Raw genomic sequence first — 21169 nt, 5'->3', positions numbered from 1 at the left:
CTCACCAGCGGTTGCAGCCAGAGGGGGCGCGGGAGCCGTCCGCCACGCGCGGGGACCGGCGGCCGCCGGTCCCCGCGCAGCCCTCATCACATCATCCAAAAGGGCCGGCTTCCAGATACAAGGGGGCGGTTCCGGATGTGGCTCCTCCGGAAGCGCCCCCTCACCCTCGGGCCGATCGCTTCGCGATCGGTGCGCCGCCTCGTCTCGCCCCCGGCAAGGGGGGCTCGACCGTCTCCCCGCACGCGGGGAGAGGGCATGCGCGCCACCCGAACCGTGAATGCGCAAGCCCTCTGCGGGGGAGGGTTGGGGGGCCTTACCCCTGCGCCAGCTGCTCCTTCACGAGTCCGCTCGCCTTGGCGAAATCCATGCGACCCGTGTACTTGGCCTTCAGCGCCGCGATCACCTTGCCCATGTCCTTCGGGCTCGCCGCGCCGGTCTCGCCGATCGCCGCCGTGATGGCCGCGCGGGTCTCGGCCTCGTCCATCTGCTGGGGCAGGAAAGTCGCCACGATCGCCGCCTCGGCCCGCTCGGCCGCGGCGAGGTCGGGCCGGTCGCCCTGCTCGTAGAGCGCCGCCGATTCGTTGCGCTGCTTGATCATCTTCTGGAGCAGCGCGAGGATGTCCTCGTCGGACAGCGGCTCCTTGCCGAGGCCGCGCGCCTCGATGTCCCGGTCCTTCAGGCCGGCCTGGATCAGGCGGATGGTGGCGAGCTTCGCCTGGTCGCGGGCCTTCATGGCCTCCTTCATCTCGGCGGTGAGGCGCTCCCGCAGCATGGTGTCGGATCTCCGTTTCGATCGAGGAACTTGAGGCCGTAGCGGGGGATCCCCAGATTGACCCCGTCGGGGGACGCCCCTTAAAGACGCCCTGCCGGACATGCCCCGCGCCGACCGCCCTCGGGCGGCCCGGCCGTCCGCGCGACATAAGCGAGTTCACGATCATGCTGCAAGACGACGCCGCGGGCGCCCCCGCGTCCACCGACGGCTGGGCCGAGCCGGTCGCCACCGCCCTCCTGGTCCTGGCCGACGGCACCGTTCTCGAAGGCTTCGGCATCGGCGCGACCGGCGAGGCGGCGGGCGAGGTCTGCTTTAACACCGCGATGACCGGCTACCAGGAGATCCTGACGGACCCCTCCTATGCCGGCCAGATCGTCACCTTCACCTTCCCGCATATCGGGAACGTGGGGACGAACGACGAGGATCTGGAGAGCCTCGACGCGGCGCCGGCCTCGGGGGTGCGCGGCGCGGTGATCGCCGCCGCGGTGACGAACCCGTCGAACTGGCGCTCGTCCAGCCATCTCGACGGCTGGCTCAAGGCCCGCGGCATCCTCGGCATCACGGGCATCGACACCCGGGCGCTCACGGCGCTGATCCGCGACAAGGGCATGCCGAACGCGGTGATCGCCCACGACCCCGAGGGCCGCTTCGACCGCGAGGCCCTCAAGGAGAAGGCCCGCGCCCTCCCCTCCATGGAGGGGCTCGACCTCGTGCCGCCGGTGACCAGCCGGGCCACCGCGCGCTGGGGCGAGACGGTCTGGACCCACGGCGCCGGCTACGGCAAGCGGGCGCCGGGCGAGGGCCTGCGCGTCGTCGCCATCGATTACGGGGTCAAGCGCAACATCCTGCGCCTCCTGACCGATGCGGGCTGCGACGTCACCGTGGTGCCGGCGACCGCGAGCGCCCAGGAGGTGCTGGCGCTCGAGCCCGACGGCGTGTTCCTGTCGAACGGCCCCGGCGATCCGGCGGCCACCGGCGCCTACGCCGTGCCGGTGATCCGCGAGCTCCTGGAGCGCAAGGTGCCGACCTTCGGGATCTGCCTCGGCCACCAGCTGATGGGCCTCGCGCTCGGCGGCAAGACCGTGAAGATGGGCCAGGGCCATCACGGGGCGAACCACCCGGTGAAGGACAAGACCACCGGCAAGGTCGAGATCGTGTCGATGAACCACGGCTTCGCGGTCGACCCGCAGAGCCTGCCGGGGACCGCAATCGAGACCCACGTCTCGCTCTTCGACGGCTCGAATTGCGGCCTCGCCCTCACGGACCGGCCCGCCTTCTCGGTGCAGTACCATCCGGAGGCCTCGCCCGGCCCGCGCGACAGCCACTACCTGTTCGACCGTTTCGTCTCGCTGATGCGGCAGACCAAGGGCGCCAACGCCTGAGCGCTCAGCCCGGCGCCGCGCCGTAACGGGCGCGGTACCAGGCCGCGAAGGCCGCGACGCCCTCGGCGAGCGGCGTGGCGGGGACGTAGCCGATCAGGTCCTGCAGGAGCGCCGTGTCCGCCTCTGTGCGCGGGACGTCGCCTTGCGGAAGCTCGCGCAACCGCCGGATGGCGGTGACGCCGAGCGCCGCCTCCAGGGCGGCGACGAACTCCGCCACCGAGGCGGGCTGGCCCCCGCCGATATTGACGACCCGGTAGGGCGCCACCGGGCTGAGGGTGTCGCGCGCCGAGACCGGCACGGTCCCGGGAGGCACGGCGATCAGGCGCAGGATGCTCTCGATCAGGTCGTCGATGTAGGTGAAGTCGCGCACGGCGCGGCCGTGATCGAAGATCTCGATCGGTTCGCCCGCTAGGATCCGGCGGGTGAACAGGAACGGGGCCATGTCGGGCCGGCCCCAGGGGCCGTAGACGGTGAAGAACCGGAAGGCGGTGATCGGGATCTTCCAGAGATGCGCGTAGGCGTGGGCCATCGCCTCGCCGGCGATCTTGGAGGCCGCGTAGATCGTCAGTGGCGTCGCCACCGGGTCGCTCTCGCGGAAGGGCATGCGGGGGTTGCCGCCATAGACCGAGGAGGTCGAGGCGAGGAGCGCGTGCCGCACCGGGTGCTGCCGCAGGGCCTCCAGGACCTGGAAGGTCCCGACCATGTTGGCCTCGACGTAGCTGGCGGGGTTCTCGAGGCTGTAGCGGACGCCGGCCTGGGCGGCGAGATGGACGACCACGTCCGGCCGCGCCTTCCTCAGGATCGCCGCGAGGCGACCGGGCTCCTCCAGGCGGAATTCGTGGTTCGCGAATCCCGGCCCGTCGAGGGCGGCGAGGCGCGCGCGCTTGAGGGCGACGTCGTAATAGTCCGTGACGGCGTCGACGCCGATGACGGCGTGGCCCTCGGCGAGGAGGCGCCGGGCGAGGTGGAAGCCGATAAAGCCGGCCGTCCCGGTGACCACGCACTGCATCCCGTCACACCTCCGCACGCGCCACGCAGGCCCCGCCCGCCCGAGGGCCGGCGCGGCCGCCCCCATATGCGCCAGGAACGGCATCCTGTCAGCGAGGCGCGGCCGCCCGCGCCCGCGTCCTCCCCTTCAGGCCGATTGGCCCATCCGGCGTCGGCGCCTATAAGAACGATCGTGCAGCACGCAGGAGGCCGCCGGCCGATGACCCGCATCCCGGATTTCTCGGAGATCGCCTTCTCGGCGTCCGGCCCCGCCGCGGCGCCCGCGCGGGCCGCGGACCCCTGGATGACGCCCGAGGGCATCCCGGTGAAGGGCGCCTACGGCCCGCAGGACCGCGAGGGCCTCGACTTCCTCGCCACCTATCCGGGCATCCCGCCCTTCCTGCGCGGCCCCTACCCGACCATGTACGTCACTCAGCCCTGGACGATCCGGCAATATGCCGGGTTCTCGACCGCTGAGGACTCGAACGCCTTCTACCGCCGCAACCTCGCGGCCGGCCAGAAGGGCCTGTCGGTCGCCTTCGACCTCGCCACCCACCGCGGCTACGATTCCGATCACCCGCGCGTCGCGGGCGACGTCGGGATGGCGGGCGTGGCGATCGACTCGATCTACGACATGCGCACGCTGTTCGCGGGCATCCCCCTCGACCAGATGACCGTGTCGATGACCATGAACGGCGCCGTGCTGCCGATCATGGCCCTCTACATCGTCGCCGCCGAGGAGCAGGGGGTGCCGCCGCAGAAGCTCGCCGGCACCATCCAGAACGACATCCTCAAGGAGTTCATGGTCCGCAACACCTACATCTACCCGCCGGCCGGGTCGATGCGGATCATCTCGGACATCTTCGCCTACACCTCGGCGCACATGCCGAAGTTCAACTCGATCTCGATCTCCGGCTACCACATGCAGGAAGCCGGGGCGACGCAGGACCTCGAACTCGCCTACACGCTCGCCGACGGCGTCGAGTACATCCGGGCCGGCCTCGCCGCCGGGCTCACCATCGACCAGTTCGCCCCGCGCCTGTCTTTCTTCTGGGCGATTGGCATGAACTTCTTCATGGAGGTCGCCAAGATGCGGGCCGCGCGCCTGCTCTGGGCCAATCTCGTGAAGGACTTCGCCCCGCGGTCCGACAAGTCGCTGGCCCTGCGCACGCACTCGCAGACCAGCGGCTGGTCGCTGACGGCGCAGGACGTGTTCAACAACGTCACCCGCACCTGCATCGAGGCGATGGCCGCGACGCAGGGCGGCACGCAGTCGCTGCACACCAACGCCCTCGACGAGGCGCTGGCGCTGCCCACCGACTTCTCCGCCCGGATCGCCCGCAACACCCAGCTCTTCCTGCAGCAGGAGAGCGGCACCACCCGGATCATCGATCCCTGGGGCGGCTCCTACTACGTCGAGCGCCTCACCGCCGATCTCGCCGCGCGGGCTTCCGAGCACATCCGGGAGGTCGAGGCGCTGGGCGGCATGGCCAAGGCCATCGAGGCCGGCATCCCGAAGCTGCGCATCGAGGAGGCGGCGGCCCGCACCCAGGCCCGGATCGATTCCGGGCAGCAGACCATCGTGGGCGTCAACAAGTTCAAGCCCGACGGCGACCGGCCGATCGACCTCCTGCGGGTCGACAACGGCAACGTCCGCGCGATGCAGATCGACAAGCTGCGCCGCCTGCGCGGCGAGCGCGACGAGGCGGCGGTCGCGGCCTGCCTAAGCGCGCTCACGGTTGCGGCGGGGAGCACCGGCAACCTGCTGGCGCTCGCCGTCGAAGCGGCGCGGGCGAAGGCCACGGTCGGGGAGATCTCGGCCGCCCTGGAGCAGGCCTGGGGCCGCCACCAGGCGGAGATCCGCTCGATCTCGGGCGTCTACAAGCGGGAGATGGGCGGCATGGCGGGCGCGGTGGAGCGGGTGCGCGGGCTCGTCGAGGCCTTCGAGGAGGCGGATGGCCGCCGGCCCCGCATCCTCGTCGCCAAGATGGGTCAGGACGGGCACGACCGCGGCCAGAAGGTGATCGCCTCGGCCTTCGCGGATCTGGGCTTCGACGTCGATATCGGGCCGCTCTTCGCCACGCCCGAGGAGGCGGCGCGCCAGGCGGTGGAGAACGACGTCCACATCGTCGGGGTCTCCTCCCTCGCGGCGGGCCACCTGACGCTGGTGCCGGCCCTCAAGGAGGCCCTGGTGGCAGCGGGCCGCCCCGACGTGATGATCGTGGTCGGCGGCGTCATCCCGCCGGGCGATTTCGACGCCCTGCGCAAGGCGGGCGCCTCGGCGATCTTCCCGCCCGGCACGGTGATCGCGGAGGCCGCCGCGACCCTGATCGCCGAACTCAACCAGCGCCTCGGCTACGCGCCCCGGCAGGCGGCCGAGTAGAGCGGTCTCAAAACGGTCACGGTTCTGCGGCCTGAGGCGAGGGTCCGTCCCGACTCACCCCCCTCCCCGCAGGACCCCGCGTGCAGGCCCGCGCCCCCGATTCCCTCGACGACACCGCCTTCTCGCGGCCCGGCGGGCAGGCGGTGAGCCTGCGCTGGCTCGCGGCCTGCCTTCTCACCGGTCTCGCCGGGGCGGGGCTCCTCGGCGTCGCCCTCGACCTCGCCGCCTCGGACGGCATCGAGGCGGTGGCGCCCGATCTCGCGGTGCATCCGCGCGGGGAGGGGCTGCCCGGCGACGTCGCCCGCAAGGGCGACCGGCTGGTCCGCGACGAGGTCGTGGTCGCCCAGAAGCGGGCGTTCCGGGCGCCCATCACCGAGCGCGCGGGCGAGCGCGAGGTGATCCGGGTGCACTCGATCGTGCAGATCGCGGCCGACCTGCCGCAGCGCGTGCCCGACGCGGACATCCCGCCCTTCGACCCGATGCGCAGCGTGCAGGTGGAGACCGCGCCCGCCGAGGAGGGGGGCAGCGACCCGGCCGAGACGGCCGTGACCCTCGTGCGCAGTCCGCTCGCGCTGGCCGAGACCGCGGAGGCCCCTGCCCTCACCGACGACGAGGTCGACGCCCTGGTGGCCGAGACGCAGCGCCTCGCGGGCGGATCGGGCGCCCTGCCTCCCGCCTTCCCGCCCGAGCGCATGCTGTCGCGGGCCCTGCGCCTCGGCGCCGAGAGCGACCCGGTCGAGGCGCCCTCCGGACGCATCGAGGTGAAGATCCTGCCCGAGAACCTCACGGAGATCGCGCAAACGCAGGGGATCTCCACGGCGGCGCTGTTCGAGACCCGGGAGGTCGTGATCGGCAAGGACCAGTCGCTCGAATCGGTCCTGCGGGAGAACGGCGCCGATCCCGAGCGGATCGCCGCGATCCTCGCCGTCCTGAGCCCGCGCGTCCGCACGGACCTGCCGGAGGGCCAGCACCTGCGCCTCCTCGTGACCCGCGAGGGGCCCGCCGCCGGCATCGGGCGCGTGACGCTCTACGGCGAGGACGGGATCGAGGAGATCGCGGCGGCGAACGACCGCGGCAGCTTCGTCTCCGTGGCGCCGCCCAAGGCCGGGGCCGCCGCGGCGGAGGACGACGAGGGCGGCGCCAGCCTCTACGAGAGCGTCTACGGCACGGGCCTGAAGAACGGCGTCCCGCGCGGCCTGATCGAGGACCTCGTGATGGCGCTGGCCTCGGGCAGCGACTTGCAGAGCCGCGTCGGGCCGGGCGACCACATCGAGCTCGTCTTCACCAACGACGAGGATTCGAAGCCCGAATTGCTGTTCGCGGCCCTGCGCAGCCGCGGCGAGACCCAGAGCCTCTACCGCTACCGCCCGCCGGGCAGCGGCGAGGCGGAGTTCCTGGATGCGGACGGCCGCTCCACCAAGAAGTTCCTGATCCGCCGGCCGGTGGCGGAGGGGCGGATCAGTTCGCCGTTCGGCGCCCGCAAGCACCCGATCCTGGGCTATTACCGGATGCATAACGGCGTCGACTGGGCCGCCACCCGCGGCACGCCGATCATGGCGACCGGCGACGGCATCGTGGTCGCGGCGGGCGCCCGCTCCGGCTACGGCAACCGCGTCGAGATCCAGCACGCCAACAATTACGTGACCGCCTACAACCACATGGCCCGGATCGCCCGCGGCATCGGGCCGGGCGCGCGGGTGCGACTCGGCCAGGTCATCGGGGCGGTGGGCACCACCGGTCTCTCCACGGGGCCGCACGTCCACTACGAGGTCGCCATCAACGGTCGCTTCGTCGACCCGATGAAGATCCGGCTGCCCAGCGCGCACGAACTCACCGGCCCCGCCCTCGCGGCCTTCCGCGCCGTCGAGGAGCAGGTCGACGGCCTGCGCCAGCACCGCGGCGGCCGGGTCGCGGCGGCCCGGAGCTGAGGGGCGCACCGTCTTCGGGGCGACTGGGAACGATCTTCCCCCTGGCGCGCTCACGGGAGGAGAACCTCCCCCAAATGGAGCGAACTTCGAAAAACACATCCATTGATCACGCGGGCCTCGGACGCGAGATTCTCCGCATGACCCAGCGCTCCGACACCGCCTTCGATCCCTACGGCGAGACGCTGTCGTCCGTGCCCTCCTGCGCGGGCGCGGCCGGGGATCGGCGTGCCCGCCGGGCGGCCATCGGGCTGTTCTGGGCTCTCGCCCTGCTGCTCGTCGCCGGGCGCGTCTACGTGAGCGCCGAGCCGCACACCGGCCTGCTGGCGCAGGCGGCCGCAGCCGTCAGCTCCGTCATTCGCTGAGGTCCCCGGCGCGCCGTCAGGCGAGATCCGCGAGAGCGACTTTGAGCCCGGCGAGGTCCTCGGCCCGGGGAACCAGGATCGCGTCCGCGGCGTGGTCATTGACCTCACCGTAGCTCCCATCCTCCCGCGGCCCGAGATGCATCCGCGCCGCGCGCTCCTGGGCGGCGATCACCCAGTATTCGCGCACACCGTACTGGGCATAGAGGCGCGCCTTGCGGCCGAGGTCGTAGGCGAGGCTCGACGCGGCAATCTCGATCACCAGCAGGATCTCTGGTCCGGAGATCGTACTGAAACCGTCCGTCGAGACACTCAGCGCAGCCCGAGGTGCCAACAGGATGTCGGGCTCGATCAACGAGTGCGGCCCGCATCGCAACGTGCTCTCCGAAGCCAAGTAAACGTCCGACGAGACGGCCGGAATGATCAGCCGGAGGAGCGCGTTCTTGACGACCTCGTGTGCGTGCCCCTTCGCGGCCATCTCCACGAGTTCTCCGTCCAGCAGTTCGACCCGCTCGTCCTCGTCGAGAATGCCGGCCTCGGTCATTCTCCGCAGATCATCGGTGCTGAAGCGGCGAAGGGCCGGGTCCGCGCGGCCGGGTGGAGCGTGGAAGTTCATGCGATCCCGCCTCGTGGGATGGCGAAACATTAGCATCCGGCGCGTTTGCGCGTACAGCAACCGCGAGATGCACCCCTCCCCTCGCGCATCCGTCAATTGACGCCCTGTCCATATGGATTAGTTCTCACCCGCAAATGGAGCGGGCCGAACGCGGTGCGATGCGCGCTCGGTCAGGCCGGGGAGGGTGACCGAGGATGACGCGTCTCACGATCAACGGATCCGTGCGCGAGGTCGACGCGGAGCCTGACACGCCGCTGCTCTGGGTGATCCGCGAGCAGGTCGGGCTCACCGGCACCAAGTACGGCTGCGGCATCGCGCAGTGTGGCGCCTGCACGGTCCATATCGACGGGCAGGCGGTGCGCTCCTGCTCGCTGCCGCTCTCGGCAGTGACCGAGGCGCAGAAGATCGTCACCATCGAGGGGCTGAGCCAGGACCGCTCGCACCCGGTTCAGAAGGCCTGGGCGGCGCTCGACGTGCCGCAATGCGGCTTCTGCCAGTCCGGCATGATCATGGCCTCGGCCGCGCTCCTCGCGCAGAACCCGAAGCCGTCGGACGAGGAGATCCGGCGGGAGATCACCAATATCTGCCGCTGCGGCACCTACAATCGCGTGCTCGCCGGCATCCGCCTCGCCGCCGAGGGCGGCGAGGCCGGACGCGGCTGAGGAGGACGGCATGACGAGCGAGATCCGCCCCGCCCTCTCCCGCCGCGTCTTCCTGACCGGCTCCGCCGCCGCAGCGGGGGCCTTCAGCCTCGGCTTCCACCTTCCCGATCCGGCGCAGGCCGCGCCCGCCGCCACACCCGAGGTCAATGCCTGGGTGGTGGTCCGCCCGGACGAGACGGTGGTCATCCGCATCGCCCGCTCGGAGATGGGTCAGGGCACCCTCACGGGCCTCGCCCAGCTCGTCGCCGAGGAACTCGGCTGCGACTGGAACCGCGTCACGACCGAGTATCCGACGCCGGGCCAGAACCTCGCCCGCCAGCGCGTCTGGGGCGACTTCTCGACCGGCGGCAGCCGCGGCATCCGCGAATCCTACAGCGCCGTCCGCCAGGGCGGGGCCGCCGCCCGGCTGATGCTCGTCGCCGCCGCGGCCGAGGGCTGGGGCGTGCCGCCCGGCGAGTGCCGGGTCGAGAAGGGCGTCATCGCGCATCCCGGATCCGGACGGACGACGAGTTTCGGCCAGGTCGCCGCGCGCGCCGCCGCGATTCCGGTGCCGAAGGAGGTGCCGCTCAAGGACCCGAAGGACTGGACGATCGCCGGGAAGCCGCTGAAGCGCCTCGACACGGCGCCGAAGCTCGACGGCAGCCAGGTCTACGGCATGGACCTGACGCTCGACGGCATGCTGAACGCCGCGATCCGCGACTGCCCGGTGACGGGCGGCCGGGTGAAGAGCTTCGACGCGGCGGCGGTCGCCGGGATGCCGGGCGTCAAGAAGGTGGTGCAGGTCGGCGACAGCGGCGTCGCCGTCATCGCCGACACGTTCTGGCGGGCGAAGACGGCCGTCGAGGCGCTGCCCATCGTGTGGGACGAGGGCCCGAACGCCGCGGTGTCGAGCGCCACGATCGCCGCCATGCTGAAGGAGGGGCTCGACGCGGACGAGGCCTTCGTCGGCAACAAGACCGGCGACGCCAAGGCGGCGCTCGGCAACGCCGCCAAGGTGGTGGAGGCGACCTACGCGGTCCCGTTCCAGAACCACGCCACCATGGAGACGATGAACGCCACGGCGCGGTGGACGCCGGAGCGCTGCGAGGTCTGGACGCCCACCCAGAACGGCGAGGCGGCGCTCGCCGCGGCCGCGGAGGCCGCCGGGCTCTCGCCGCGGCAATGCGAGGTCTACAAGCTCCTCCTCGGCGGCGGCTTCGGGCGGCGCGGGGCCACCCACGACTGGGTGCGCCAGGCGGTGCTGATCGCCCGCGAGATGCCGGGCACCCCGATCAAGCTGATCTGGACCCGCGAGGAGGACATGACGCATGGCCGGTACCATCCGGTCACGCAGTGCCGGATGCGGGCCGGCCTCGACCGGGATGGCAACCTCACTGCGCTGCACATGCGCATCTCCGGCCAGTCGATCGTCGCGGCGATCGCGCCGGGGCGCCTCGCTCCGGACGGCAAGGACCCGGTGACCTTCCAGGGCCTCAACCCGGGCGGGGTGGAGGCGGCGTTCGGCTACACGGTCCCGAACCTTTTGATTGATCACGCGATGCGCAACCCGCACATCATCCCGGGCTTCTGGCGGGGCGTGAACACCAACCCGAACGCCATCTACCTCGAATGCTTCATGGACGAGGTGGCGCTGGCGGCCGGCCAGGATCCCCTCGCCTTCCGGCGCAAGCTGATGGCGAAGCACCCCAAGCACCTCGCGGTGCTGAACGCGGTGGCCGAGCGGATCGGCTGGGACCGCAAGCCGCCAGAGGGCGTGCATCGCGGCATCGCCCAGATCATGGGCTTCGGCAGCTACGTGGCGGGGGCCGCCGAGGTCACCGTGCGCGACGATGGCAGCCTCAAGATCCACCGCATCGTCGCGGCGACCGATCCGGGCGTCGCCGTCAACCCGCAGCAGATCGCCGCGCAGGTCGAGGGCTCCTTCGTGTACGGCCTCTCGGCGGCGCTCTACGGGGAGTGCACCGTCAAGGACGGGCGGATCGAGCAGACGAACTTCGACAGCTACCCGGTGCTGCGCCTGGACGAGATGCCGGCCGTGGAGGCGATCCTGATGCCGTCGGGCGGCTTCATCGGCGGCGTGGGCGAGCCGACCATCGCGGTGGCGGCGCCGGCCGTCCTCAACGCGGTCTTCGCGGCGACCGGCAAGCGGGTGCGGCAGATCCCGCTCCGGAACACGGACCTGCGGCGCGCGTGAGAGCCCTCGCCCTCGCCCTCCTGCTCGTCTCCGGGGCGGCGGCGGCCGCTCCGGTCGACGCGCCGCCCGGCGCCTCCTCCTGCTCGGGCTGTCACGGCCGCCACGGCGAGGGCGCCTTCGGGCCCCTCGCGGGCAAGCCCGCCGACGAGATCGCCGCCGCGCTCGCCGCCTACCGGTCGGGCGCGCACCCGGCGAGCGTGATGACCCGGATCGCCAAGGGCTTCACGGAGCCGGAGAGCCGTGCCATCGCCGAGTACCTCTCGCATCAGGAGGCTCCGTGACGAGGACCACGCGACGCAGCCTGCTCGGCGGGCTGGCGGGGCTCACCCTGGCCCGCCCCGCCCTGGCGCAGGGCGCGGCCGGGCGCGTCGTCGTCCTCGGCGGCGGGTTCGGGGGTGCCTCCGCCGCCCGCGCGCTGCGGCAGGCCGGGCTCCCCGTGACGCTGATCGAGGCCGAGGAGACCTACGTCGCCTGCCCGTTCAGCAACGAGGTCATCGTCGGCCTCCAGCCGATGGCGGCGCAGCGCTTCGGCTACGAGGGCCTGAGCGCGGCGGGCGTCACGGTGGTGCGCGCCCGCGCCACCGGGATCGACGGCAACGCCAAGCGCGTGGCTCTCGCCGATGGCGGGAGCGTCCCTTACGACCGCCTGATCCTGTCGCCCGGGATCGCGCTGCGCTTCGACGCCCTGCCGGGCTACGACGAGGCCGCGGCCGAGGTAATGCCCCACGCCTGGAAGGCCGGCGCGCAGACCGAACTCCTCTCCCGCCAGCTCGCGGCGATGCCCGACGGCGGCACGGTGGTGATGTCCGTCCCCGGCAATCCCTATCGCTGCCCGCCGGGCCCCTACGAGCGGGCGAGCCTGATCGCCCACCTCCTTAAGACGACGAAGCCGCGCGCGAAGTTGATCGTGCTCGACGCGAAGGACACGTTCTCGAAGCAGAAGCTGTTCCAGGCGGCCTGGAAGGCGCTCTACCCCGACCACCTCGAATACGTGCCGCTCGCCGGCGGCGGGCAGGTCACGGCGGTCGATCCCGGCGGCATGACGGTGAAGACCGACTTCCAGGACTACAAGGCCGACGTCGCCTGCATCATCCCGCCCCAGCGCGCGGCGCCGATCGCCGCTTCGGCCGGCGTCGCCGACCGGACCGGCTGGTGCCCGATCGACCCGGTCAGCTTCGAATCGCGCCTCGTTCCCGGCATCCACGTGATCGGGGATGCCGCCATCGCGGGCGCGATGCCGAAATCCGCCTTCTCGGCCAACGCGCAGGCGAAGGTCTGCGCGCAGGCGGTCATCGACCTCCTGTCCGGCCGCGCGCCCGGCGCCCCGAAGCTGATCAACACCTGCTACAGCCTCGTGGCGCCCGGCTACGGCATCTCCGTCGCCGGCGTCTACCAGCCGGCGAACGGCGTGCTGGCCGATGTCGAGGGTGCGGGCGGGACGAGCCCGCTCGATGCCGGGCCGGAGGTGCGGGTCGAGGAGGCGAACGAGGCCGCCGCCTGGTACCGGACCATCACCGGCGACGTGTTCGGCTGAGCCTCAGAACAGGTGGATGGCGTGGGGCGCGTAGAGGCCGACCGCCAGCATGCCGATCCCGGCGACCCCGAGGAGGCCACCCGCCACCGCCAGGGCGACCATCCCGGTGATCACCTCGGCGGAAGCCAGCACGATGCCGATCTGGAAGGCCGCGGAGGCGAGCTCGTAATGGTGGTAGCGCGCCAGCGCGAGGTCCCGGCGCTCCTCCGCCGCCTTGGCACGCGCCGACAGCTCCTTGCGGCCCTCGCCGGTCGAGGGCTCGGACTCCCAGCGCGCGATGGTCTTCTGCCACTCCTCGACCTGCTTCTTCACCGCGTCCGGCCCCGCGCCGGCCTCGAGCGCCGCCTGCTCGGTCGCGGTGCGCACCACCGTCATGCGGATCGTCTTCGCCTGGAAGAAGGACCAGAGGTTGCTCGCCTCGACGTTGGCGCCGAGCGCCTCGGTCTGCGCGCTCTTGCCGAAGGTCTCGCCCAGCGCCAGGAACAGCGCCAGCACCGAGATCAGCAGCGCCACCCGTTTGTTCGATCCCTCGACCGCCCCGTGCCCGCCCGACATCGCCGTCTCCTCGCGTCAGCGCGGCCTGTCTGCCGCAACGGCGCGGGATGCGCCAGAGGATGATGACGGCACCCCACTTCCCTTCCGCCGCGCCCCGAGCAATCCAGGCGGGTGGTTCCCGTAAGGACGATGCGATGGTCCCGATGCGCCCGCTCCTCTGCCTCGCCGCCCTGGCGGCCCTGCCGGCCCGGGCCGCCACCCCGCCAACCTGGACCGACACCTACCTGAGCCGCGTCGAGGCCACGGCGGTGGTGCAGACCCTGCACGCGCAGCTCCTCGCCTCGCGGAGCGCGACCGCCACCCTCGAAGCGTGGTGCGGCGCCCATCACCTCGCGCCCGAGCCCCGTCTTTCGGCGCAGCTCGTGCGGGAGATTGACCGCCCGGCGAGTCCCGAGACGCGCCAGCGGCTGCAGGTCGGACCGGACGAGCCGGTGCGCTACCGCCGGGTGCGCCTCGCCTGCGGCGCGCACGTGCTCTCGGAGGCGGACAATTGGTACGTGCCGGGACGGCTGACGCCGGAGATGAACCGCCTGCTGGAGGAGACGGACACGCCCTTCGGTCGCGCCGTGCAGGCGCTCAAGCCCACGCGCCAGACGGTGGAGAGCCGCCTGATCTGGCAGCCGCTCCCCGAGGGCTGGGACCAAGCCGCGCCGCCCGCCGATTCCTGCGGACCCCTCGCCATCCCGGACGAACTCTTCAGCCACCGGGCCGTGCTGTTCACGGCGGCCCGCCAGCCCTTCTCGGAAGTGGTGGAGACCTACGCGCGCGCCGTCCTCGATTTCCCGCGGGCGCCGCGCCGTCAGGATTCCTGCCCGAAGCCGTGAGATCGACCGCCATGCCGCGCTACTTCTTCGCCACCCGCGTGGGCGACGATCGCCTGCCCGACCCCGACGGCCGCGTCCTGCGCGACCCCGACGAGGCCTGGGAGGTTGCCCGCGTCCTGATCCGGGAGATCCTGCGCGACAGCGCGGCCTCGTCGCGCCTCCTGTCGGCCAGCCTGGAGGTCACCGACGAGACGGGTCTGGTGATCTTCGAGTTTCCGTTCGCGGAGGCGATCGAGCCGGGCGGGACGCCGGGTGACACGCTGCATTGAGGCCCCGCTCCCGGCCCGTCCGATCAGCCCGAGGGTTGTCTCACTTCAGCAGCAAGCCCAGTAACCGCGAGAGCTCTTCGGCCTCCCGTTCGTCGAGTTTCTCGGCGAGGTTGTGCCGAAGAGACTCGCGATAGACCTCCCACATCTGCTCCCGGACCTGCCTCCCGAGGTCCGTGATCGCGATCCAGCGGCCTCTCCGGTCCTCCGGCGCGGCGTCCTTGCGGACGAGCTGGCTGTCCTCCAGGCGGTCGAGGAGCCGCGACAGGTTGTACTGCGCCATCAGGGTCCGCTGCTCGATCTCGTAGGGCCTCAGGCGTCCCTCCGGCGCCCGGTGCAGCTCGATCAGGACGTCGTACCAGCCGAGGGGCGGCAATCCCGCCGCTCTCAGGTCGCCCTCGACCGCGGCCAGGATGGCGCGCTGCGCGCGCATCAGCCCGATCCAGGCATTCATGACGGGGCGCGGCAGCGGGTCGATATTCGGGATCGCCGACATCGATGCAATTACATCCATCTTGACGACGACCGCAAGCCGCGAATATGGATGCATCTGCATCTATCTCGAGGAGCGAGGACGCGCGGATGAGGCGGCGTGACGGAGTCGCCTGGGGTGCGGCGCTGTTGAGGGTGAGTCTCGGCACCATGTACCTGGCGCACAGCCTCGTCCTGAAGCTCTGGGTCTACGGCCTGCCGGGCACGGCGGCGTATTTCGAGTCCCTCGGCCTGCCCGGCTGGCTCGCCTACGCGACCTTCGCGGCCGAGGCGGCCGGCGGGATCATGCTGGTCCTCGGCATCGAAGCCCGCCGGGTCGCGCTCGCGCTGACGCCGGCCCTGATCGGCGCCGTCATCTGGGCGCATGGCGGCCGCGGCTGGGTGTTCACCGCGCCCGGCGGGGGGTGGGAATACCCGGCCTACCTCGTCGTGCTGTCCGTCGCGCAGGCCCTGATCGGCGACGGGGCCCTCGCCCTGCGCCGCTCGTCGCCGCTTCCCCGCTCACCCGCCGCGTGGAGCCTCCGATGACCGTCCCGCCCCTCACGCTGATCAGTCACCCCCTGTGCCCCTACGTTCAGCGCGCGGCCATCGCCCTGGCGGAGAAGAACATCGCCTTCGACCGCCGGATGGTCGATCTCAAGGCCAAGCCCGACTGGTTCCTGGCCGTCTCCCCGCGCGGGAAGGTGCCGCTCCTGCTCGTTCGCGGCGAGGACGGTGGCGAGACGGCGCTGTTCGAGAGCGCGGCGATCTGCGAGTACATCGAAGAGACGCAGCCCGGCCGACGCCTTCATCCCGCGGACACCCTCGCGCGGGCGCGGCACCGGGGCTGGATCGAGTTCGGGTCCGCCATCCTGTCGGACCTCTGGGGTTTCGAAACAGCGCGCGATGGCGCGTCCTTCCGGGCGACGCAAGCGGCGCTGGTCGCCAAATTCTCGCGGGTCGAGGCCGAACTCGCGTCAGGCCCTTTCTTCGCCGGGGAGGCTTTCAGCCTGGTCGACGCGGTGTTCGCGCCGATCTTCCGGTACTTCGAAGTCTTCGACAGGCTGGGACCGGCCCGGGTGCTCGACGGGCTGCCGAAGGTGACGGCCTGGGCCCGTGCCCTCGCGGCGCGTCCGAGCGTCCGCGACGCGGTCGGACCGGATTACGCCACGCTGCTGCTGGCCTTCCTGGCCGACAACGATGCGTGGCTGCTCCGGCAGGACGGTTGAGGATCTGCGCCCCTCGCCGGTTCGCCCGCCCAGGGACGGCAACCGGTGATCCCCCAGGCCGCGCGGCCGACGATTCCGGGCGTGGCCCGGCCCGGTCGCGTCAATCCCCGATCGCCTCCTCCGCCGCGCCGGCGGGGGCGAGCCGGATCCAGGCATCGAGGGCGAAGCGGATGCCCTGGCCGGCCGCCGCCACCATCGTCATCGCGGCGGCGAGTTTCAGGAACAGCGACGCATCCGTCATGGAGAACTCGTATCCGTGATCATCGTCCGCCAGGGATCTCCGCGGCGGCTCGTCAGGGCGCCGCTGGTCAAGATCACCGCGCCGATGACAGTCTTGAGATGAGATTTCGGCAGAACCAAGGTCAAGTAATCGACAGCGAATTCATCTGATATTCTTGCCGATATCGGCAAATATAATATTTAAAATCCAATTAATCGCCAGAGAAAAACAGGGTAACGAATCGCCCCCGGGGGTCGACGGGCGGCAGCGGCGAAGACCGCGGCCGCACCCTCGTCACGCGGCGAGCGGATAGGATTCGGCGGGGGTGTCCGCGGCGATGAACTGGGCGCGGGCGAGTTCCGCGAAGCGACCGCCCTGAGCCACGAGGTCGTCGAAGCGACCCGATTCGACGATGCGGCCGTGGTCGAAGACCAGGATGCGGTCGGCGCTTCGGATCGTGGCGAGGCGGTGGGCGATGACGAAGGTGGTGCGGCCCCGCATGACCTCCTCCAGGGCCGCCTGGAGCTTGCGCTCGGTGGCGGCATCGAGGGCGCTCGTCGCCTCGTCGAGGATCAGCACCGGCGGGTTCTTCAGGAGGGCGCGGGCGATCGACAGGCGCTGGCGCTCGCCGCCGGAGAGCGAGCGGCCGCGCTCGCCGATCACCGTGTCGAGGCCGTCCGGCTGACGGGCGAGGAAATCGGCCGCCTGGGCGCGCTCCAGGGCATCGAGCATCTCCGCGTCGGTGGCGTCGGGGCGCCCGACCTGCAGGTTCTCGCGGATCGAGCGGGCGAACAGCATCGGCTCCTGGAACACGACGCCGATATTGTGCCGGAGCGAGGCCACCGAGAGGTCGCGGATGTCCTCCCCGTCGATCCGGATCGTCCCGGTCTCGGGGTCGAAGGCGCGGTGGAGGAGGCTCAGCGTCGTCGACTTGCCAGAGCCCGTCGTGCCGACGAGGGCGACGGTCTCGCCCGGGGGCACCGCGAAGTCGATCCCGTCGAGGGCGTTGCGCCGGCCGTCATACGAGAAGGTGACGTTCTCGAACGCGACGGCGCCGGCGATGCGCTCCACCGGGCGGGCGCCGGGACGGTCGCGAACCGACGGAACCGTGTCGAGGATGTCGAAGAATTCCTGCATCTTGGGCGCCTGCATGAACAGCCCGTTGACGAAGGACACGACCTGGTCGAGGCGCCCGACGAGGAGCGTGGCGAGGCTCATGAAGGAGACGACGTCGCCGACGCTGGCCTCGCCGCGCTCGTGCAGCACGAGGCCGGTGACGAAGATCGCCGTCATCGTCAGGGTCGCGGAGGCGCGCGTGGCGACCGAGGCCAGCGCCCACCAGGACAGGACCGGCGTCTGCGCGTCGAGGAGATCGCGGATGATGCCGTGCATCGCCTCCTTCTCGGCCTTGGCGCGGGTGAAGGACTGGATCACCGCGACGTTGCCGAGGGCGTCGGAAGCGTGCGCCGCCAGCCCAGAATGGTACTGCTCGACGCGCCCCTGCATCGTCTCGGTCCGGCGCAGCACGAAGGCGGTCAGGACCGTGAAGGCGGCGACGAGGACGAGCAGGATCGCGCCGAGCTGCCAGTTCAGGATCAGCGTCAGGGGCAGCAGCACGGTGAGGGAGACGAGGGCCGCGCAATGGTCGCGGAAGAAGCCGAGCCACAGCCACGCCATGCCGTTCGTGCCCTCCAGCATCGCCTTGAGCACGCGGCCCGAATGGTGCACGGCGTGGAAGGCGAGCGGCAGGTCGAGGACGTGCTCGAAGTAGCCGGCCATGGCCCCGAGGCGGCGCCGGTGCGAGAGCCGGTCCGAGTGGAGCGCGATCAGCACGCTCGCCGCGATGGTGAACAGGCCGAAGCCCACCCAGGCGCCGACCATCAGCAGCAGCGAGCCGGTGGACGCGCCGCCCTCCGCGCCCGAAGGGGTATGGCCGAGCCGGTCGACGATGCGCCCGAACAGCACCGGCTCGGCGAAGGCCGCCGCCGCCAGCGCCACGTTGGCGAGGGTGAGCACGATGCCGAGGCGCAGGTCGGGGCCGAGCTGGCGCATGACCCGCCCGTAGAGACGCAGCAGCCGCATGGGATGAGGGACTCCGAGAAAGCACCGGCGCGGATCTTCGGCTCGGATCCGTCACGCCGACCAACACCTTATGGCCCGCAATGGCTGAACGCCGCATGACGGCGCCGACGCTTTACCCTTCGTTGAGCCTGATCGCCCTACCCTGTGGAAGCCCCCTTCTCGTCGCGGGGCCTGAGGGACCTCTGGGCGCCATGGATCTCGCAACCGGCCTCGGCCTCATCGGCGGCGTCTGCGTCGTCGTGGTGCTGATCCTCCTCGATGGCGGCCACTTCGCGGCCTATTACGACAAGCACGCGCTCGTCGTGATCTTCGGCGGCTCCACCGCCGCGACCATGCTGCGCTTCCCCTTCTCGGTCATCGCGCACGGCGTGCCGATGGGGCTGCGCTACGCCTTCAGCATGCGCGCCGTGCGCCCGCGCGAGCTGATCGAGGAGATCACCCAGATCGCCGAGACGGTGCGCAAGTCCGGCCCGATGGCCCTGGAGAACCTCGCCATCGCCGACCCCTTCCTGGCCCAGGGGGTGCGCTACATCGCGGACGGCTACGACCGCGACTTCATCCGCGACACGATGGAGCGCGACCGCGACAACTTCCTGATGCATCTCGAGGAGGGCTCGAAGGTCTACCGGGCCTTCGGCGATTGCGCGCCGGCCTGGGGCATGATCGGCACCATCACCGGCATGGTGTCGATGTTCGCCAACATGTCCGACCCCTCGAAGCTCGGCCCGGCCATGGCGACCGCGCTGCTGGCCACCCTCTACGGGGCGCTGATCTCGAACATGATCGCCCTGCCGCTCGCCGACAAGCTGCACGTCAAGCTGGAGGAGGAGGACACGTCGCGCTCCCTCATCATCGACGGGATCCTGCTGATCCGCGACGCGAAGAGCGCCTCGCTCGTGCGCGAGATGCTGGTCGCCTACCTGCCCCACAACAACCGCGAGGAACTGGCCGAGGCGGCCTGAGCCTCGGACCGGGACGGGGGGAGAGCCGTGGCCAGACGCAAGCGGGGCGGCGCCCACGGGGGGCACGGCTGGTTCGTGACCTTCGCGGACCTCATGGCGCTGCTGATGAGCTTCTTCGTGATGGTCTGCGCCTACTCGACGCAGGACCAGCGCAAGCTCCAGGCCATCGCCGGCTCGTTCCGCGACGCCTTCGGCGTCAACAAGGAGAGCCGCTTCAACGGCATCATCGAGAAGGACGGGCTGCCGAGCGCCACCCGGCTGCGCGACCTGCGCCCGATCACGCCCGACAAAGCCTCCGACCGCACGACGCCGCCCAAGCCCGACGAGGTCTTCGACAACGGCGTTCCGCAGAACGGCTACCGGGACGGGTTCGGCCTCGCCATGGCGAGCCTGCGCCAAGCGCTCCAGGACCTGCCGGACATCGCCGAGTTGTCGAAGAACGTGCTGATCCACGAGAGCGAGCGCGGCCTCGACGTCTCGATCGTCGACCAGGACAACCGCTCGATGTTCCCGGACGGCTCGACGCGGCCCAACGACCGCACCCGGCAGGTTCTGGAGCGGATCGCCCCGGTGCTGCGGCAGATGTCGAACCGGATCGCGGTGGCGGGCTACACCTCGGCGACGCGGCCGGGCCAGCGCCCCCCGGCTCCGCCCTGGGAACTCTCGGCCGGACGGGCGATCAGCGTCCGCGAGATCCTGGCGTCGAGCGGGGTGCCGGACGAGCGCTTCACCGTGGTGTCGGGCAGGGCCGACACCGACCCGCTCTTCCCGGACAACCCCTACATCGCGGCCAACCGCCGGGTGACGATCACGCTCCTGCGCGATGCACCGCCCGTGGCGCCCGAGAGCGGATTTCCGTGAGCCGGTCCGCCGGGTGATCGCGGCGGAGGGCGGATCCGCGCGCCGCCACGACAGCAGCATCCGCGTCCCGGCGGGACCCGAGCGCATGCGATAGGATGTCGCCGCCCCTCGCGGGCCGCGTCCCCCGGGCGGTGACGGCTCTTCCCAGCGGGCCCGCGCGGCGGCATCTCTTGTGCCGACGCATCGAGGTCCGCCATGTACATGCCCCCCGCCTTCCGCGACGACGACCGGGAGAGCCTGCGCGCGACGATCCGGGCCTCGCGCCTGGCGAACCTCGTCACCGCCACGGCCGAGGGGCCGCTGGTCACCCCCCTCCCCCTGTTCCTCGCCGAGGACGAGGGCGAGCACGGCGTGCTCTACGGCCACGTGGCGAAGGCCAACCCGCACTGGCGGGTTCCGGCGATCGGCGAGGCTCTGGCGATCTTCATGGGGCCGGACGCCTACGTGACGCCCGCGTGGTACGCGACCAAGCAGGAGACCGGGAAGGTCGTGCCGACCTGGAACTACGTGACGGTGCACGCGCACGGGCCGGTCGAGTTCTTCCACGATGCCGACCGCCTGCTCGCCGTGGTCACGCGCCTGACCAACCTGCACGAGGGCGAGCGGCAGGCCCCCTGGGCGGTGGGCGACGCGCCGCCCGACTTCGTGGCCGCCCAGCTGCGCGGGATCGTCGGGCTGCGCCTGCCGATCACGCGCCTCGAAGGCAAGCGGAAGATGAGCCAGAACCGCACCGCGACGGACCGCGCCGGCGTGGTGGCGGGGTTGGCCGAGAGCGAGAGGGAATCGGACCGCGTGGTGGCCGGCCTCATCCCGGGCTGACGCGGCCCGGGTCCGGCCTCTGACGACGTGTGCAGATCTCTGTCGTCGATCCGCCAGATGAGC

Annotated in this window: 22 protein-coding genes; 15 read left to right on the top strand and 7 right to left on the bottom strand. The window is 71.4% G+C overall.

What is annotated here, in order from left to right:
- Nucleotides 1–313: 313 nt before the first annotated feature.
- Nucleotides 314–772 (bottom strand): GatB/YqeY domain-containing protein, encoded by a 459-nt coding sequence (locus ACW9J6_RS11190; RefSeq protein ID WP_457116546.1) that lies wholly within the window; start codon nt 770–772, stop codon nt 314–316.
- A gap of 164 nt (nt 773–936) precedes the next feature.
- On the opposite strand from ACW9J6_RS11190, the gene carA reads away from it, so the two are divergent.
- Nucleotides 937–2154: a glutamine-hydrolyzing carbamoyl-phosphate synthase small subunit gene (gene carA / locus ACW9J6_RS11185; RefSeq protein WP_457116545.1), complete on the top strand. Its 1218-nt coding sequence runs from the start codon at nt 937–939 to the stop codon at nt 2152–2154.
- A gap of 4 nt (nt 2155–2158) precedes the next feature.
- Here carA and ACW9J6_RS11180 read toward each other — a convergent pair whose 3' ends face one another.
- Nucleotides 2159–3163 carry an NAD-dependent epimerase/dehydratase family protein gene (locus ACW9J6_RS11180; RefSeq protein WP_457116544.1) on the bottom strand — a complete coding sequence of 335 codons (1005 nt, stop codon included), beginning with the start codon at nt 3161–3163 and terminating at the stop codon, nt 2159–2161.
- Between the two features lie 198 nt (nt 3164–3361).
- Between ACW9J6_RS11180 and scpA the strand changes: the two genes are divergently transcribed.
- The 3 genes from scpA (at nt 3362) to ACW9J6_RS11165 (ending at nt 7814) form a co-directional block, all read left to right on the top strand.
- Nucleotides 3362–5524, top strand: coding sequence for a methylmalonyl-CoA mutase (gene scpA / locus ACW9J6_RS11175; protein WP_457116543.1), 2163 nt, complete (start codon nt 3362–3364; stop codon nt 5522–5524).
- 80 nt (nt 5525–5604) lie between these two features.
- The gene (locus tag ACW9J6_RS11170; RefSeq protein ID WP_457116542.1) at nt 5605–7452 is read left to right on the top strand and encodes a M23 family metallopeptidase; all 1848 of its coding nucleotides are present in this window, start codon (nt 5605–5607) and stop codon (nt 7450–7452) included.
- 137 nt (nt 7453–7589) lie between these two features.
- Nucleotides 7590–7814 carry a hypothetical protein gene (locus ACW9J6_RS11165; RefSeq protein WP_457116541.1) on the top strand — a complete coding sequence of 75 codons (225 nt, stop codon included), beginning with the start codon at nt 7590–7592 and terminating at the stop codon, nt 7812–7814.
- Between the two features lie 16 nt (nt 7815–7830).
- Here the strand turns inward: ACW9J6_RS11165 and ACW9J6_RS11160 are convergent, their stop codons facing one another.
- Nucleotides 7831–8427, bottom strand: a complete 597-nt coding sequence (locus ACW9J6_RS11160; RefSeq protein ID WP_457116540.1) for a Uma2 family endonuclease — start codon at nt 8425–8427, stop codon at nt 7831–7833.
- Between the two features lie 194 nt (nt 8428–8621).
- Here ACW9J6_RS11160 and ACW9J6_RS11155 point away from each other — a divergent pair, with 194 nt between their 5' ends.
- Genes ACW9J6_RS11155 through ACW9J6_RS11140 form a run of 4 tightly spaced genes read left to right on the top strand, consistent with a single transcriptional unit; the run spans nt 8622 to nt 12817 of the window.
- Nucleotides 8622–9089, top strand: a complete 468-nt coding sequence (locus ACW9J6_RS11155; RefSeq protein ID WP_457116539.1) for a (2Fe-2S)-binding protein — start codon at nt 8622–8624, stop codon at nt 9087–9089.
- A 10-nt stretch (nt 9090–9099) separates the two neighbouring features.
- Complete coding sequence (locus ACW9J6_RS11150; protein ID WP_457116538.1) at nt 9100–11283, top strand: molybdopterin cofactor-binding domain-containing protein; 2184 nt, start codon at nt 9100–9102, stop codon at nt 11281–11283.
- Entirely contained in the window at nt 11280–11564 is a 285-nt protein-coding gene (locus tag ACW9J6_RS11145; protein WP_457116537.1) for a c-type cytochrome, read from the top strand. Before ACW9J6_RS11150 ends, ACW9J6_RS11145 begins: the two co-directional genes overlap by 4 nt.
- Nucleotides 11561–12817 carry an FCSD flavin-binding domain-containing protein gene (locus ACW9J6_RS11140; RefSeq protein WP_457116536.1) on the top strand — a complete coding sequence of 419 codons (1257 nt, stop codon included), beginning with the start codon at nt 11561–11563 and terminating at the stop codon, nt 12815–12817. The genes ACW9J6_RS11145 and ACW9J6_RS11140 overlap by 4 nt, the downstream gene beginning before the upstream one ends.
- A gap of 3 nt (nt 12818–12820) precedes the next feature.
- Here the strand turns inward: ACW9J6_RS11140 and ACW9J6_RS11135 are convergent, their stop codons facing one another.
- Entirely contained in the window at nt 12821–13372 is a 552-nt protein-coding gene (locus ACW9J6_RS11135; protein WP_457116535.1) for a DUF4337 domain-containing protein, read from the bottom strand.
- Nucleotides 13373–13506: 134 nt separating this feature from the next.
- On the opposite strand from ACW9J6_RS11135, the gene ACW9J6_RS11130 reads away from it, so the two are divergent.
- Both ACW9J6_RS11130 and ACW9J6_RS11125 read left to right on the top strand, forming a co-directional pair.
- Complete coding sequence (locus tag ACW9J6_RS11130) at nt 13507–14196, top strand: hypothetical protein (RefSeq protein ID WP_457116534.1); 690 nt, start codon at nt 13507–13509, stop codon at nt 14194–14196.
- Between the two features lie 11 nt (nt 14197–14207).
- Nucleotides 14208–14465 (top strand): DUF6894 family protein, encoded by a 258-nt coding sequence (locus tag ACW9J6_RS11125; RefSeq protein ID WP_457116533.1) that lies wholly within the window; start codon nt 14208–14210, stop codon nt 14463–14465.
- 40 nt (nt 14466–14505) lie between these two features.
- On the opposite strand, the gene ACW9J6_RS11120 is transcribed toward ACW9J6_RS11125, so the two are convergent.
- Nucleotides 14506–14958 carry a MarR family winged helix-turn-helix transcriptional regulator gene (locus tag ACW9J6_RS11120; RefSeq protein ID WP_457116532.1) on the bottom strand — a complete coding sequence of 151 codons (453 nt, stop codon included), beginning with the start codon at nt 14956–14958 and terminating at the stop codon, nt 14506–14508.
- Nucleotides 14959–15044: 86 nt separating this feature from the next.
- Between ACW9J6_RS11120 and ACW9J6_RS11115 the strand changes: the two genes are divergently transcribed.
- Together ACW9J6_RS11115 and ACW9J6_RS11110 are read left to right on the top strand one after the other, a co-directional pair.
- Nucleotides 15045–15482, top strand: a complete 438-nt coding sequence (locus tag ACW9J6_RS11115; RefSeq protein ID WP_457116531.1) for a DoxX family protein — start codon at nt 15045–15047, stop codon at nt 15480–15482.
- Entirely contained in the window at nt 15479–16162 is a 684-nt protein-coding gene (locus ACW9J6_RS11110; RefSeq protein WP_457116530.1) for a glutathione S-transferase family protein, read from the top strand. The genes ACW9J6_RS11115 and ACW9J6_RS11110 overlap by 4 nt, the downstream gene beginning before the upstream one ends.
- A gap of 100 nt (nt 16163–16262) precedes the next feature.
- On the opposite strand, the gene ACW9J6_RS11105 is transcribed toward ACW9J6_RS11110, so the two are convergent.
- Nucleotides 16263–16403: a hypothetical protein gene (locus ACW9J6_RS11105; protein ID WP_457116529.1), complete on the bottom strand. Its 141-nt coding sequence runs from the start codon at nt 16401–16403 to the stop codon at nt 16263–16265.
- Nucleotides 16404–16676: 273 nt separating this feature from the next.
- Nucleotides 16677–18464, bottom strand: a complete 1788-nt coding sequence (locus tag ACW9J6_RS11100) for a glucan ABC transporter ATP-binding protein/ permease (protein ID WP_457116528.1) — start codon at nt 18462–18464, stop codon at nt 16677–16679.
- A 191-nt stretch (nt 18465–18655) separates the two neighbouring features.
- Between ACW9J6_RS11100 and ACW9J6_RS11095 the strand changes: the two genes are divergently transcribed.
- The 3 genes from ACW9J6_RS11095 to ACW9J6_RS11085 all read left to right on the top strand — a co-directional run bounded on the left by ACW9J6_RS11095 (nt 18656) and on the right by ACW9J6_RS11085 (nt 21106).
- The gene (locus ACW9J6_RS11095) at nt 18656–19426 is read left to right on the top strand and encodes a motility protein A (protein ID WP_457116527.1); all 771 of its coding nucleotides are present in this window, start codon (nt 18656–18658) and stop codon (nt 19424–19426) included.
- A gap of 27 nt (nt 19427–19453) precedes the next feature.
- A complete protein-coding gene (locus ACW9J6_RS11090) occupies nt 19454–20287 on the top strand; it encodes a flagellar motor protein MotB (RefSeq protein ID WP_457116526.1) in 834 nt (277 codons plus the stop codon).
- Nucleotides 20288–20482: 195 nt separating this feature from the next.
- Complete coding sequence (locus ACW9J6_RS11085; RefSeq protein WP_457116525.1) at nt 20483–21106, top strand: FMN-binding negative transcriptional regulator; 624 nt, start codon at nt 20483–20485, stop codon at nt 21104–21106.
- Nucleotides 21107–21169 lie beyond the last annotated feature (63 nt).

The sequence above is a fragment of the Methylobacterium sp. JK268 genome, assembly GCF_054052225.1.
This window is presented reverse-complemented; position numbering and strand designations above follow the sequence as displayed.